At 44.0% G+C, this 13,969-nt stretch carries 14 protein-coding genes; 5 read left to right on the top strand and 9 right to left on the bottom strand.

Annotated features, from left to right (window positions below):
• Positions 1 to 52: 52 nt before the first annotated feature.
• Positions 53 to 874 carry an arylamine N-acetyltransferase family protein gene (locus N477_RS22130; protein WP_063361566.1) on the top strand — a complete coding sequence of 274 codons (822 nt, stop codon included), beginning with the start codon at positions 53 to 55 and terminating at the stop codon, positions 872 to 874.
• 25 nt (positions 875 to 899) lie between these two features.
• Here the strand turns inward: N477_RS22130 and N477_RS22135 are convergent, their stop codons facing one another.
• A complete protein-coding gene (locus N477_RS22135) occupies positions 900 to 1,562 on the bottom strand; it encodes a DUF2959 domain-containing protein (protein ID WP_063361565.1) in 663 nt (220 codons plus the stop codon).
• Between the two features lie 87 nt (positions 1,563 to 1,649).
• Here N477_RS22135 and N477_RS22140 point away from each other — a divergent pair, with 87 nt between their 5' ends.
• Genes N477_RS22140 through dtd form a run of 3 tightly spaced genes read left to right on the top strand, consistent with a single transcriptional unit; the run spans position 1,650 to position 3,921 of the window.
• Positions 1,650 to 2,522 (top strand): virulence factor BrkB family protein, encoded by an 873-nt coding sequence (locus tag N477_RS22140; protein WP_063361564.1) that lies wholly within the window; start codon positions 1,650 to 1,652, stop codon positions 2,520 to 2,522.
• A gap of 9 nt (positions 2,523 to 2,531) precedes the next feature.
• The gene (locus tag N477_RS22145) at positions 2,532 to 3,482 is read left to right on the top strand and encodes an alpha/beta fold hydrolase (protein ID WP_063361563.1); all 951 of its coding nucleotides are present in this window, start codon (positions 2,532 to 2,534) and stop codon (positions 3,480 to 3,482) included.
• Position 3,483: 1 nt separating this feature from the next.
• Positions 3,484 to 3,921, top strand: a complete 438-nt coding sequence (gene dtd, locus N477_RS22150; RefSeq protein WP_063361562.1) for a D-aminoacyl-tRNA deacylase — start codon at positions 3,484 to 3,486, stop codon at positions 3,919 to 3,921.
• Here dtd and N477_RS22155 read toward each other — a convergent pair.
• Positions 3,918 to 4,613 (bottom strand): spermidine synthase, encoded by a 696-nt coding sequence (locus tag N477_RS22155; RefSeq protein WP_063361561.1) that lies wholly within the window; start codon positions 4,611 to 4,613, stop codon positions 3,918 to 3,920. The genes dtd and N477_RS22155 overlap by 4 nt on opposite strands.
• A gap of 163 nt (positions 4,614 to 4,776) precedes the next feature.
• On the opposite strand from N477_RS22155, the gene N477_RS22160 reads away from it, so the two are divergent.
• On the top strand, positions 4,777 to 5,670 hold the full coding sequence (locus N477_RS22160) for a bifunctional GNAT family N-acetyltransferase/hotdog fold thioesterase (RefSeq protein ID WP_063361560.1): 894 nt from the start codon (positions 4,777 to 4,779) through the stop codon (positions 5,668 to 5,670).
• 43 nt (positions 5,671 to 5,713) lie between these two features.
• Here N477_RS22160 and N477_RS22165 read toward each other — a convergent pair whose 3' ends face one another.
• The 7 genes from N477_RS22165 to cysG form a co-directional block, all read right to left on the bottom strand.
• Positions 5,714 to 6,733 (bottom strand): phospholipase A, encoded by a 1,020-nt coding sequence (locus N477_RS22165; protein ID WP_063361559.1) that lies wholly within the window; start codon positions 6,731 to 6,733, stop codon positions 5,714 to 5,716.
• Positions 6,734 to 6,907: 174 nt separating this feature from the next.
• On the bottom strand, positions 6,908 to 7,678 hold the full coding sequence (gene cysQ, locus N477_RS22170; protein WP_063361558.1) for a 3'(2'),5'-bisphosphate nucleotidase CysQ: 771 nt from the start codon (positions 7,676 to 7,678) through the stop codon (positions 6,908 to 6,910).
• A 12-nt stretch (positions 7,679 to 7,690) separates the two neighbouring features.
• Entirely contained in the window at positions 7,691 to 8,287 is a 597-nt protein-coding gene (cysC, locus tag N477_RS22175; RefSeq protein ID WP_063361557.1) for an adenylyl-sulfate kinase, read from the bottom strand.
• 11 nt (positions 8,288 to 8,298) lie between these two features.
• Positions 8,299 to 9,993, bottom strand: a complete 1,695-nt coding sequence (locus tag N477_RS22180; protein ID WP_063361629.1) for an SLC13 family permease — start codon at positions 9,991 to 9,993, stop codon at positions 8,299 to 8,301.
• A 64-nt stretch (positions 9,994 to 10,057) separates the two neighbouring features.
• Complete coding sequence (gene cysN / locus N477_RS22185; RefSeq protein WP_063361556.1) at positions 10,058 to 11,473, bottom strand: sulfate adenylyltransferase subunit CysN; 1,416 nt, start codon at positions 11,471 to 11,473, stop codon at positions 10,058 to 10,060.
• Positions 11,473 to 12,372: a sulfate adenylyltransferase subunit CysD gene (cysD, locus tag N477_RS22190; protein ID WP_039611464.1), complete on the bottom strand. Its 900-nt coding sequence runs from the start codon at positions 12,370 to 12,372 to the stop codon at positions 11,473 to 11,475. Before cysD ends, cysN begins: the two co-directional genes overlap by 1 nt.
• A 35-nt stretch (positions 12,373 to 12,407) precedes the next feature.
• The gene (cysG, locus tag N477_RS22195) at positions 12,408 to 13,829 is read right to left on the bottom strand and encodes a siroheme synthase CysG (protein ID WP_063361555.1); all 1,422 of its coding nucleotides are present in this window, start codon (positions 13,827 to 13,829) and stop codon (positions 12,408 to 12,410) included.
• Between the last annotated feature and the right edge of the window lie 140 nt (positions 13,830 to 13,969).

Genomic DNA, 13,969 nt, shown 5'->3' on the forward strand with positions numbered 1-13,969 from the left:
GCTGCGCGAATGATAGCGCGATATAAAATTAAGCAAGATTAAAGGAGGTGTTATGACACCGTCGCAATTGGCACTGTATTTATCTAAGTTAGGGTTAGAAACACCTAAGAATTGTAATTTAGCGTTTGTTGAACAGCTGATAAAAGCCCACCTCGCGCGGTTTAGTTTTAGCAGTATCAATGCGATGCAAGATAAACTATTAAGCTTAGAGTTTGATGTTGTATTTGCTCGTGTGGTTGAAAAAGAGCAGGGCGGTTACTGTTTCGAGCACAATAAAATCATGATGCTAGCATTGCAATCGCTGGGTTTTGATGTTTCTCCTTTGCTCGCCAGAGTCTTACTGAATGGTAAATGGGACAATCCACGCTCACACCGCGTGACGTTGCTTAAATACAACCACAGTGAATATTTAATCGATGTGGGTTTTGGTAGTAAAACGCCACGTATTTTAATACCCATTGATAATACTACTGATGTATGCGATGAAAACGCCGTTTACCACATTGAGCGTAGTGCACAGCGCGCAGTACTGACGCTCACATCTCCTAAATCAATGCCCTTGTATGATGTTGAATTCTCAGAGACCTTTGAAAGTGATTGCGATGTGGCGCACTTTCATTGTCATCAGCATCCAGACTCACTGTTTGTAAATCACTTAGTCTTATCACGGATGACGAAAACAGAACGCCATACGCTAAATAACCTGTTATATGTGTATCGCAATGAGGAAACTGCAGAGGTTCACGAGACCTTGATTAAGGATGTTGCGCAGTTAAAGGCGATTATCAAAGAAGCGTTTTTATTGATTATCTCTGAGCATGAAATCAACTGGGTGTATGATAAAGCAGCTTTTAATATGTCAGAGATGCACTAAGCAGCTGCTTAGTGCATCTAGGTACTTAGGTTTTGTTCATTTGCTCTATAAAGGCCGTGGAGTCGGCAATTGAGCGATTCATATCTGTGATCAGCCCCTGAATATCACGCTTTAAATTGGTAAACTCCCCTCTGATTGCCGCAATGGCTTGCGCATTGAGGTTGTGTTTTAGATATAAAACATTGTCTTTCATAGAGTCGAGTACGGGCTGCATTTTTGACTCGCTTTTGCGCATCGAACGTAGCAGTTTGTCATATTGCCTTTGAGTTTGTCGCAGTTTTTGCTCGCTACTGCGTTTTAATTTTGGATTGCTAAACTGTTCAAGTTCCGTTTCCCATTCTTCAAATAAAGCATCGGCAACAGACTCTACTTTATCAATATTGTCAGTGACAGATTGTGCTGCTTTTTCACTCGCTTCAAAGTCACTATTCAATTGCTCGTAGACACTTTGTAACTCTCCACCATCAAAATCAATGAGAACGGATAAGCGCTCAAGTGCGTTTTGAAACTCTTGTTGAGAGGTTTGTTGAGATTGCTGAGTGTCTTCAACGCGATCAACAAGAATATCACGTTTATGTACACCAACCTGCTCCCACGCAGAATAATAAGCATTTTGCGCACTTTTACAGCCACTCAACAAGGTGCAAGCGGCAATTAAAGCATAAATTTTTAGGTATTTTAGGGGCATACTTTATCCTTTTACTTAATAGGGCTACTTTAAATTATGAAGTGGATTGGTAAGATGTGCAAAGCAATCATCAATGTATAAATAATTATGAAACAACATTGGCCACAAATAAAAGCGCAAGCGCGCGTAGTTTTAAATGCGCAGCCCAGTTGGTGGCGGCGTTTTTTCCAGCGCTGCAAAGAAGATCAGCTTACTATTAATGCCGGTTACTTGGCATATGTCACCTTACTTTCTCTGGTGCCGCTCATCGCGGTGGGGGTTGCAATTTTCACTGCATTCCCTGGATTTGAGAATACCCGTTTGGCAATCGAGAACTTTATTTTCACGAATTTTGTCCCGACTTCTACTGATACCATAAAGGCGCATATCAGTGCGTTTGCCGGGAATGCAAACCAAATGACCGCAGTGGGGATTAGCTTTTTGGCTGCGGTGGCATTGTTACTGATCCGCAATGTGGACAGTGCGTTAAATCGCATTTGGCGCGTTGAGACTAAACGTCCGCTGATGATTTCATTTGCGATTTATTGGATGGTATTAACGCTTGGGCCGGTGTTACTGGGAGCCAGTATCGGTGTTACCTCTTATATTGTGTCTTTGGTATCGTTCGCCGATCAAGGGATCCCTGGTTTTAGTGGTTTGCTATTAAAATTACTGCCTTATGTAATTTCAATGGCAGGCTTCATTATGCTCTATACTTTAGTTCCAAATACACGTGTGTCGTTTAAAGCCGCGATACCGGGCGCATTATTTGCTGCCTTTTTATTTGAGCTGACGAAAAGAGGGTTTGCTATGTATATTAGCCACTTTCCGTCATATGAGGTCATATATGGTGCGCTGGCAACTATTCCTATTTTATTTGTTTGGGTGTATTTATCATGGATGGTGGTGTTATTAGGCGCTGAGTTTACAGCTTGTTTAGCCGAACATCATGAACAGGAGAGCGACGCACCTCAATCATGAGGTAAATCCATGACCCTACTGTATCAGCCAACAGAGCCGCTGCGCAGTTTTCATTTACCGCTTTCTCACGGTCACCAGATGCACGTTGAGGAATATGGTAACGCTGCAGGCGTTCCGCTGTTGGTTTTGCATGGCGGCCCCGGAGCTGGGTTGCATAGGGCAGCTCAAAGCTATTTTAATCCAAAGCGATACCGAATTATTTTGTATAGTCAAAGGGGATGTGGCAACTCTTCCCCTCAATCACTTGAGCACAACCACACCGCATTACTTATTGATGATATTGTGACGCTATTGGATTATCTCGACATTCCACGTTGTGTTTTCGCAGGTGGGTCGTGGGGCGCGACGTTAGCCTTGTGGTTTGCAATGCAACATGTTCATCGCGTATCCGGGGTGATCACTTGGGCGAGTTTTTTCTCGACCTCATCAGATATCGCTTGGTTATATGGTGACAAAGGTGCGGGAGCTCAGTTTTATCCAGAGCGCTTTACTCAGTTTTCACAGGGACTCGCCTCACATCAGCAGGTGTTATCTCATTATCAACAGCAGTTATTTGGCGACGATGAATTATCACAGCACAAAGCGGCGCAGCTTTGGCATGATTGGGATATGCAATTAAGCGTGGAAACACAATTACAGCGGTATCAACTTCCCTCACCGGTACATATTGTCGCCCAAGCTAGATTAATGGTGCATTACATGTCTAATCAATGTTTTTTAGAAGATGAAGCGCTATTTAAGCATGCTCATAATTTAAAAGCTTTGCCTATTTGGATGATCCACAGCCGCCATGATTTAGTGTGTCGTTTTGCTATGGCACAAAAATTTGCCGCATCATTGAATGCTCGGCTACTTATTTTAGAAGGCGTTGGGCACTGCACGTCAAATCAAGTATATTCGGAGGCTATTCGCCGTGCGGCAGACTTACTGCTGTGCAAAATTGATAAAAACAGAGGTTAAAGTGCAAGGATTAATTCAAAGGGTCAAGTGTGCGAAAGTTGAAGTTGATGGAAAAGTTGTTGGAGAAATTCAGCAGGGCATTTTACTTTTGCTCGGTGTTGAAAAAATCGATGAGGAGCAAAATGCGGATAAATTGCTGCATAAAGTCAGTAACTACCGAATTTTTACCGATGATGCAGGCAAGATGAATTTAAGTCTTAAAGACATTGGTGGTGAATTATTGGTGGTTTCACAATTTACGTTAGCTGCCGATACGAAAAAAGGCATGCGACCCAGCTTTTCTTCAGCGGGCACGCCAGAGCAAGCAAAGCGACTTTATGAATATTTTGTTGAACAGGCTAAAGCGCTTGGTATTACGGTGGCAACAGGACAATTTGCCGCAGATATGCAGGTGAGTTTGTGTAATGATGGGCCGGTGACATTTAATCTATCTGTCTAGCGTTCAACAACGATAATATGATTAGCATAGCCGGGCACTTGATGTATATGTGGCTTTTTTCCGAAGTTGATAATGAGCAAGTGTTCTAGCTGTTTTAACTGTGATTCGTGCTCTGCAATAAAGTTGATAAATAGTACCCCCTGCTCCGACAGCTTATTGCGTAGTAGGGTGTAAAATTTGTGCTGGTATAAAAATCGTGGTGCATCCAATTCACTGAACAGGTCTAAAATAATCCAGTTAAAAGGACGACTATGCTCAAGCTCTAAGACTGTGTAGGCGTCACTGCAATTGACTTCACTGATGTGATCCCCGCCAAAGTAGCGCTTATAGCAGTGTATAATGTCGGGATTGTTCTCGACAGAAATGACCTGACAATCTTGGTGCACGCTATGCAGATAGTCTCGAATAGCACCCGCCCCCAACCCTAATTCAAGTACTCGGTCTGGTGTCGGGTATTTTTGCCATAGGTCATCCAACACTTGCAAATGAGGGAAAAGCAAGTGCTCCGGGTGATTCAGTTCAACGATTGACTGTAACGTATTGTTTATCAATAGCCAACGAAGCGTTTTTTCTTGTCGAACTTGTATGCTCGTTTTTCCGTGCTTATGCCAATATAACAAGTGGCCAAGCTCGTGGCTTTGGGCGACAAAATCGTTGCTGACGGTTCCTGATTCAGTTAAAAAATCTTGCATAGTTCCATCAGCATAGACAAGGATTGAGGTAATTCCACTGTGTTTAGATGATTTTACACAATTAGTCGATGATTTTGTGTTGAACATTTCCTGTTCAGGATTTTTCTTGTAAGGTAGAACACAAAAATGGCACGCGCATGGGTGTGCATCAAAAGGAGTAAATATGTTTCCAGTCATTTCGCCGCAGAGTAGCCAAGATTGGCAAGACTATTATCAATTGCGTTGGCAGGTACTCAGGGCACCTTGGGATCAACCAAGAGGCTCAGAGCAAGACGATTTAGAGCAAGATGCTGAGCACAGGTACATAAAAAACAATGAAGGCGAAGTGCTGGCAGTTGCGCGTTTACACTTTAATAATCACCTTCAAGCACAAGTGCGTTATATGGCGGTGGGCGAAGGGCACCGAGGTCAACATCTGGGTAGCCGATTGCTACATGAGCTGGAAAAGATTGCTTGGACGCAAGATGCGCAGGAGCTGGTGTTGTTTGCCAGAGAGCGCGCTTTGGCATTTTATGAGCGTCATGGTTATAAAGTGGTTGAAAAAGCACACCTTGCTTATGGTGATGTACAGCATTGGAAAATGGTCAAGCAAAAGCCATCAGAGCCAGGTTGGTTCAGACATCCAGATTGGACACAAGTGTTACAAGATACGTGGCGTGAGTCTATTCCTATCAGTGATGCTATGGGCATTAAAGTTGAAAGTTACACTGATTGGCAGTTCTCGACAAAAGCGGACTTGAAAGCCAACTTGAATTTGCACAACTCGATGTTTGCAGGCTCGGTTTATAGCATGGCGACTCTGACGGGGTGGGGTGCAACATATCTGGCGTTAAAAGAGCTTAATCTCGAAGGTGACATTGTGCTTGCGGACGCTGAAATTAAATATCTTAAACCGTTAACGACAGCGCCAGGCGCTACGGTGACTTTGTCTGAGTGTAGTGGCGAATTGTCAGAGCTTGAAACTGAAGGTAAAGCCAAGTATACAGTGCCAGTCAACGTATACGATGGTGATGTCTTAGTGGCGAAGTTTTGCGGTGTGTTCTTTGTAAAGCGTTAGAAAAAAGATCCGGTCAAGTGCTTCTTGACCGGACTGATACGGTTTAGAGTAAATCTGTGATGGCGATACCTAGGCCCAGTCGTTGGATATGGGCGTTGTAATCGATGAGACTTTCTCCATACCCGTTGAAGTATTGTGCATAGCCACGAACGCGCCCTGAAATAGGGAATGACCAATCTAGTTGAACGGCACCACGGTTATCACCGCCAGCATTGTTTCGCAGCATCATCCCCACTTCATGATCATTGTCAAAGCGATAGGCACCGCTAAGTTCAAAATAGCCCATATATTTGTGGATATCCGGATTATCATCGCCTTTTGCTAAGTTATCTGCTGGCTTTTCATCTTCAGGTAACCTGTACCAAGGTTTGAAGCTAAAAACGAAACCGTCATATTCCCAAATGAAATTAGCATAGATACGGTTCCATGAACGTGAGTTAGGCTGGCTTCTGCCATTTGACTGGTGTGAAATACCCAGTACAAAAGCCATCTCATCGCCCCATAAGACATTTTCATCATCCAAGAAGTTCACCCAGAATATTTCTGGCTCATAGTTGGTTTCTCTAAAGGGAGATGAAATGTCTTTGTTATAAACCTGCCAATAGGATTGTAGTGTAACGCCCATATAAATGGCCTGATCTTTATCTTCGAAGTTGTGATAAATCGGCAGCTTTAATGAAATTTGATATTTTGCTTCAACGTTATCAAGTGGCTCGCCTTCTTTATTGGCTTTATCAGCAAAGCCATCAAATGGGCGATTATTGGGGTTTTTGATGTATGAGACTGGCAGAATATAATTTCTATGGTGCGGGGTCAGCACATTGCGGTTTTCTTCAGTGACACGTTCTCTTGCCATGCGTTTGTCCAGTTGGCTCAGTGCACTCACTTGCTGCTCACAATACTCGCGTACCTCTTTAATTGTACGGGTATCATCACCAGAAATGGCCTGATTTAAAATACATTGATTGAGGGCAGCGACCTCATCTTCTGAGGTACTTGCAGCCTGTGTGCTTTGGGCACAGAGAGCCAAAAACAAGGCTGCTGAGAGCTTAGTAAAGTCCATATTTAATTCCAACAAGAAAGAGAGTTTCCAAACAAAACAGACGGGTTATTCCGTGTGCAATAACCAAGATTCATTGGCCGCTATAGTATAAGTAAGTGGTGCAAAAGCCCAGCATAATCAACACAAAGGTGGTAAAGCAGAAGCGGAGTGCTCATACAGAGCACTCAAATGAGATTAGGCCTCGAGTCTTGAAACGACAAAGTATGGATTAAGGTAAGAGTCTTTTTGATTATAGGTCAGTGGCGAGCCATCGATTTGGCTAACAGTTGCACCGGCTATGCTTGCTACTGCGTGGCCTGCACCTGTGTCCCACTCGCTGGTTGGGCCAAGTCGAGGATAAATATCTGCTTCGCCTTCAGCCACTAAACACAGCTTAAGCGAACTGCCTTTGGGCACCATTTCCACATCATCAAATTGTGCGAGATAGTCTGCTAATTCAGTTGATGGGTGTGAGCGAGAGCCAACAACTTTGATGGTGCCTTGATTTGGCTTCTTAGTTACTTTGAGCTCAATGCGAGCTTCACCGCATTCTCTAAATGCGCCAATGCTTTGTGCAGCTAAGTAGCAAATGTTCAGTGCTGGGGCAAATACCACCCCCATGGTTGGCTTGCCCCTCTCAATCAGAGCAATGTTTACAGTAAACTCGCCATTCTTTTTTATAAACTCTTTAGTGCCATCGATTGGGTCAACTAACCAATAGCGTTGCCAAGTTTGGCGCTCTTGCCAGCTGATATTGGCACTTTCTTCGCTTAAAATGGGAATGTCAGGCGTTAAGCGCGAAAGGCCTGCGGTGATGACTCGATTAGCAGCCAAATCAGCTTCTGTCACTGGGCTATCATCATTTTTAAACTCGATGGCAAAATCTTTGGCATAAATTTGCATAATCTCTTCGCCAGCGAGGCGAGAAAGCTCGACGAGTTCTTCGAGCAGGTCGGTATCATTCATAGGTTATCCTTGCTACTGGATGATATTCTTATCTTTTAAGTAATCTATCAGTTGCTGGACGGACTGCTCAAGTGAATTCTCACCTGTGTTCAATCTTATTTCAGGGGCAACGGGTGGTTGGTAATCAGAATCGATACCCGTGAAATTCTTGATTTCACCTGCACGGGCTTTTTTGTATAAGCCTTTCGGATCACGTTGTTCACACACTTCCAGCGGTGTATCTAAAAAGACTTCGATGAATTCACCGTCTTCAACGAGATTTCTCACCATATCTCGTTCTGCTTGGAACGGAGAAATGAACGCGGTCAGTACGATAAGGCCTGCATCAACCATGAGCTTACTTAGCTCACCTACTCGACGGATATTCTCGACACGATCTGCATCACTGAAGCCGAGATCTTTACATAGGCCATGCCTTACATTATCACCATCGAGTAAGTACGTATGCACACCACTTTGGTGAAGAGCACTTTCAAGGGCATTGGCCACAGTACTTTTCCCTGAACCAGAAAAGCCAGTGAACCAAAGGATCACAGGTTTATGGCCTTTGAGCTCACTGCGATGTGTTTTTTCAACGGCATAATTATGCCAAACAATATTTTTATCCATGAAGCTATCCATTAAAAGGGAAAGACCAATGGGATCAAGGTCAGGACGGTAATAGAATAAATAATTGATAGCGGAACGCCTACCGTAACATAGTCTTTTATGCGGTAGTTTCCGGCACTATACACCATCAAGTTTGTTTGATAACCAAAGGGTGAAATAAAGCTGGCTGACGCACCAAATGCAACAGCCATAATAAAGGGGAGTGGATCTACGCCAAAACCAATGGCTAGTGCATAGGCCACTGGAAAAGACAATGCAGCAGCTGCATTGTTGGTGATAAGTTCCGTAAATACCACTGTCATCACAAAGATGGCGATAAAGGCACCATATGGCCCAAAATCTCCGAGTAATAAAAAGAGGGCATCAGAGAGCTGAGCAGCCAAGCCGGTTTCTATCATTAATTTGGCAAGGCCAATTGCGCTGCCGACAATCGCCAGTAACTCAATAGGAAAACGGCGTTTCATTTCGTTCACCTTGATGGTGCCAAGGGCAACCAGTGCAAGTAGCAGCACCATCAGGCCTTTTACTAAAGGCACGATGTCAAAGATACCCAAGCCAATGACCGCTGCAAATCCAATTAACACATGGCCAGATTGCTTTTTAGTTAAATGTGTTTGTAAATCTAGTCCTGAGATATACACAAACTCGCGCTTAAGATCCGGCAGATTATAAAAGTCACTGCCAGGCGCCAGGATGAGTGAATCACCAGCTTGTAACTTCACTTTACCAAGGCCGCCTTGTAAGCGGTCATGACCACGGCGAATGGCAATAACGGCGGCATGAAACTGCTCGCGAAAACGGATTTCTTTAATGGTTTTACCAATATATTTTGATGACTGACTCACAACGACTTCGACCAAGTGTTCTACGTCTTTTTCGTGTTTATCATGAACCACCTGAAGGCCGTCAAAGCGACGTAATAAAGGCACTGATTTTATGTCGCCAACAAAGAGTAAAACGTCTCCTTGGCAAATTTCTTGCTGTGGGGTGACAGCGCAAATGCGTCGTTCACCGCGGATAATTTCTGCTAGGAATAAGTCTTTTAAATCACGCAATCCATTTTCTTCAACAGTGCGACCAATCAGCTTTGAATCTGCTGCGACTTTACCTTCTAAATAAAAGGGCACTACTTCTTGGTCTTCGGTACCGTGATCAGGCAGAAACTTAAGCAGTAATAGTATGGTCATTAGACCCACGACAAGTGCGCCAATACCTACTAACGTGAAATCAAAAAAGCCCAGCGGAGCCATGCCAGCATCAACGGCAAAGCCATTGACGATTAAATTTGTTGATGTGCCAATGAGGGTTAATGTACCGCCTAAGATTGCGGTATATGATAATGGCAAAAGTAATTTAGAGGGCGAATGTGTTTGGCTCTCTTTGATGGTACTGATAAGCGAAGCCACCACCGCAGTGTTGTTCGTAAAAGACGATAAAAACGCAGTAGAGAGGCCAAGTTTCATCACTGATTTGGATAAGCTGCCACTGGCAAGTGTGCTGGCAAGCTTTTGTACCAAGGTGGTTTTTTCAATGGCAATAGAGACTAAGATCAGTAAAACAAGGGTGATCAAAGAGGGGTTGGCGTAGTTCACCAACATAGATTCCAACTCGATTAATCCGGTTAAATAACTCACGCCAATGGCGCTGACGAATAACCAAGCTGGATTGAGTCGTGTGCCAAATAAGCACACGACTAAAGCGAGCATAATGCCTGTTAAGATGATCTGATCAACTAGCACGTTTTTCTCCCAATAACAGGCATAAATCCACTTACTTCAACTTACTGATATCAAGCGCTTGCCAGTGTGGGAAGTGCTTACGTACCAATGCGTTGAATTCAAGCTCAAAAGCACTGAACTCAGTGGTTGCTGCAGACTCTTCAGCCAGTAAAGCTTCAATCATACCTGCACCAATTGTTAGATTGCTGATACGGTCAATCAGGATGAATGAGCCTGTTTCGTGGTTGCTGCGGTAGATATCTGCCACAATGCTTTCCGTTAGCTCAAGCGTAACAATGGCAATTTCATTCAATTGCAGTTGCTCAGCTTGGCCTTTCTCAAGCGTGTTCACATCAATAGTGTGATCAATCTTACGTACGATGGCTGAGGTATTTTTACTACCCAACTTGAAGTTGTAGTTTTTACCCAATACAAGTGGCTCTTCGTGCATCCACACGAGTTTTGCTTGGATCAGGTTAGTCACTGAGGCTGTTGAATCGGCTGGGACAATTACGTCACCACGACTAACGTCAATTTCGTCTGCCAATGTAATTGTAAATGCTTGACCAGTCTGCGCTTGCTCTAGGTTACCATCAAAAGTGACAAGCTCTTTGATAGTTGAAGACTTACCAGATGGTAGGACTTTAACAGCCTGACCTGCACTTAATGAACCTGATGTTAGCGTGCCTTGGAAGCCACGAAAATCTAAGTTTGGACGTACCACATACTGTACTGGGAAGCGCGCTTCAAAAGCATGGTTTGCTTCAGCTGCTGGAGAGTCTTCCAGTAACTCAAGTAGTGGCTTATCAGTGTAGTAAGGTGTCTTTTTAGAGCGTGTTACTACGTTGTCGCCTTTAAGAGCAGACATTGGGATAAACTTGATATCTGAAACATTAAGTTGCTCAGCAAACTGCAAGTAATCTGCTTTGATCTTCTCAAAAACCGCTTCGTCAAAATCAACGATGTCCATTTTGTTGATAGCGACAACAAACTGCTTGATGCCTAACGAGTCACAAATAAAGCTATGACGTTTAGTTTGTACCTGCACACCGTAACGAGCATCAACCAAGATAATCGCTAGGTCACTTGTTGAAGCACCTGTAACCATGTTGCGGGTGTACTGTTCATGTCCAGGGGTGTCAGCAATGATGAACTTACGCTTTGCCGTTGAGAAATAACGGTATGCAACGTCAATGGTGATGCCTTGCTCACGCTCAGCTTGTAGACCATCTACAAGTAGTGCTAAATCTAGCTCTTCACCAGCGTTACCCACTTTCTCGTTATCTTTGTGAAGTGCAGCAAGCTGATCTTCATAAATTTGATGGCTGTCATGTAGCAAACGGCCGATAAGTGTCGACTTACCGTCATCAACGCTACCACAAGTCATCATGCGTAATAAGCTCTTGTCTTGTTGGCGAGACAGATAGGCCTCAATGCCCAGTTCTCTTACTTCATTTGCTGTCGACATTAGAAATACCCCTCGCGTTTTTTCTTCTCCATAGAGCCCGCAGAATCGTGGTCAATAACTCGACCTTCGCGCTCTGATGATGTGGATAGCAGCATTTCTTCGATGATGCCGGTTAATGTATTGGCTTCAGATTCAACTGCACCTGTTAGTGGGTAGCAACCTAGTGTACGGAAACGCACAGACTTCATTTCTGGCACTTCACCTTCTTCTAGTGGCATACGCTCGTCATCAACCATGATCAATGTACCGTTACGCTCAACCACAGGGCGCTTATCTGATAAGTACAGCGGGACGATTTCGATGTTTTCTTGATAGATGTATTGCCAAATATCAAGCTCTGTCCAGTTAGATAGCGGGAAAACACGGATACTTTCGCCCGGGTTAACTTGGCTGTTATAGGTATTCCAAAGTTCTGGACGCTGATTTTTAGGATCCCAGCGGTGGTGCTTATCACGGAATGAGTAAACACGCTCTTTCGCACGTGATTTCTCTTCGTCACGACGTGCGCCACCGAATGCTGCGTCAAAGCCATACTTATCAAGTGCTTGTTTTAAGCCTTGGGTTTTCATCACGTCAGTGTGCTTGGCTGAGCCGTGTGTAAACGGGCCGACGCCCATGGCAATACCTTCAGGGTTCTTATGAACAATCAGGTCAAAGTTATATTCTTTTGCCAAGCGGTCGCGAAACTCAATCATTTCACGGAATTTCCAGTCTGTGTCTACGTGTAGTAGTGGGAATGGAATCTTCGCTGGGTAAAATGCTTTACGAGCCAAATGCAGTAACACTGAAGAGTCTTTACCAATAGAGTAAAGCATCACTGGGTTATCAAACTCTGCAGCGACTTCGCGAATAATCTTTATACTTTCAGCTTCAAGTTGCTGAAGGTGGGTTAAAGCCATTGTTCGTCGTCCTACTGTTAATTAAATTAATTCTATTAAGCTACTTGGGTAATAGGCTGTGCAAAGCTACTGATTTGCTCCGTTTGCCCAAACCATGCTAATTCTTCGTGTAGTGCAGCCACCTCACCAATGATCAACAGTGCGGGTGATTGGATGTTATGCTGCTCTATTTTTGCTGCCAATTCACCGAGTGTGCCGCGAACGACACGCTGTGACTGACGTGTGCCATTTTCAACAATGGCAATGGGTGTTTCAGGTGCTCTACCATGTTCTAGTAGCTTGGCCTGAATATGCGGTGATTTAATCACACCCATGTAAACAGCCAAGGTTTGGTTCGATTGCGCAAGACCACGCCAATCCAACTCTTGACCATCTTTTTTACAGTGCCCAGTGACAAACTGAATAGCTTGTGCATGGTCTCTGTGTGTCAATGGGATACCTGAATATGCACTGCAACCTGCCGCTGCGGTGATACCTGGGACAATTTGATATTTAACGCCGTGTTTAGCCAGTACTTGAACTTCTTCGCCGCCGCGGCCATAAATGAATGGATCACCGCCTTTGATACGGCATACCTTTTTACCTTGCTTGGCAAAGTTCACTAGCATTTGGTTAGTATCTTCTTGTTTAACACTATGGTTGCCTGCTTTTTTACCGACACAGATTAAATCCGCATCGCGTCTCACCAGCTCCATAATTTCATCAGACACTAAATAGTCATAAACGACAACATCAGCTTGCTGCATAAGTTGCAGGGCTTTAATGGTCAGTAACTCAGGGTCGCCAGGACCTGCACCGACCACATACACCTCGCCTTCTGGCGCACTAGGCAGTGTCAGCATGTCATTAAGTTGCTGCTGTGCGCCTTGTTCATCACCTACTTGTACTTTACTGACGACGCTTGAGTCAAACACACGCTCCCAAAATTGGCGTCGGTCTGAAAAGGTATTGAAGCGAGACTTGACTTGCTCTCTAAAGTCTCCAGCCAGTTTGGCTAATCTTCCAGTATGATGCGGGATCAAGGTTTCTAACTTTTCTCTGATCCTGCGCGCTAATACAGGTGCTGTACCAGCACTTGAAATGGCGATTGTGATAGGGTCTCTATCAACAATCGATGGGAAGATAAACCCGCATTTAGGTTGGTCGTCTACCACATTGACAAAAATGTTTTGCGCATTGGCGGCGTCAAATACGGCTTTGTTAACCGCTTCGTCATCAGTCGCGGCAATGATCAGCATCATGCCAAGTACATGATGAGTATCAAAATACTCTTTAACCAGGCATAACTGGCCCTGTTCAGCAAGCTCGACCAGTTCAGTACAAAAATCAGGGGCGACAACAGTTACATTGGCGCGTGCTTTTAAAAATGCTTGGCACTTTCTTAGTGCGACGTCACCACCACCGACGACCAATACTGGTTTATCGTCTAATTTAGTAAATATCGGTAAATATTGCACAAAAATTCGCCCCTAAATGCATAACCTTGATTTAAGCCAACTCAAATGACTTAGTAGGAGAGCAGAATATAACGCCCTTAAAAGACGAAAAAATAATATTAACCCAAAATATATAACTAAAAGTTATATACAGCCTTTGA

It is taken from the genome of Pseudoalteromonas luteoviolacea H33-S (assembly GCF_001625695.1).
Classification (GTDB): domain Bacteria; phylum Pseudomonadota; class Gammaproteobacteria; order Enterobacterales; family Alteromonadaceae; genus Pseudoalteromonas; species Pseudoalteromonas luteoviolacea_B.

What these genes read in the sequence shown, in the direction of transcription:
- cysD (WP_039611464.1), bottom strand. Translation starts at nt 12,372, where the DNA reads ATGGCTTTAACCCACCTTCAGCAACTTGAAGCTGAAAGTATAAAGATT.
- N477_RS22165 (WP_063361559.1), bottom strand. Translation starts at nt 6,733, where the DNA reads ATGGACTTTACTAAGCTCTCAGCAGCCTTGTTTTTGGCTCTCTGTGCC.
- N477_RS22180 (WP_063361629.1), bottom strand. Translation starts at nt 9,993, where the DNA reads ATGCTCGCTTTAGTCGTGTGCTTATTTGGCACACGACTCAATCCAGCT.
- cysN (WP_063361556.1), bottom strand. Translation starts at nt 11,473, where the DNA reads ATGTCGACAGCAAATGAAGTAAGAGAACTGGGCATTGAGGCCTATCTG.
- cysQ (WP_063361558.1), bottom strand. Translation starts at nt 7,678, where the DNA reads ATGAATGATACCGACCTGCTCGAAGAACTCGTCGAGCTTTCTCGCCTC.
- N477_RS22145 (WP_063361563.1), top strand. Translation starts at nt 2,532, where the DNA reads ATGACCCTACTGTATCAGCCAACAGAGCCGCTGCGCAGTTTTCATTTA.
- N477_RS22160 (WP_063361560.1), top strand. Translation starts at nt 4,777, where the DNA reads ATGTTTCCAGTCATTTCGCCGCAGAGTAGCCAAGATTGGCAAGACTAT.
- N477_RS22130 (WP_063361566.1), top strand. Translation starts at nt 53, where the DNA reads ATGACACCGTCGCAATTGGCACTGTATTTATCTAAGTTAGGGTTAGAA.
- N477_RS22155 (WP_063361561.1), bottom strand. Translation starts at nt 4,613, where the DNA reads ATGCAAGATTTTTTAACTGAATCAGGAACCGTCAGCAACGATTTTGTC.
- N477_RS22135 (WP_063361565.1), bottom strand. Translation starts at nt 1,562, where the DNA reads ATGCCCCTAAAATACCTAAAAATTTATGCTTTAATTGCCGCTTGCACC.
- N477_RS22140 (WP_063361564.1), top strand. Translation starts at nt 1,650, where the DNA reads ATGAAACAACATTGGCCACAAATAAAAGCGCAAGCGCGCGTAGTTTTA.
- cysC (WP_063361557.1), bottom strand. Translation starts at nt 8,287, where the DNA reads ATGGATAAAAATATTGTTTGGCATAATTATGCCGTTGAAAAAACACAT.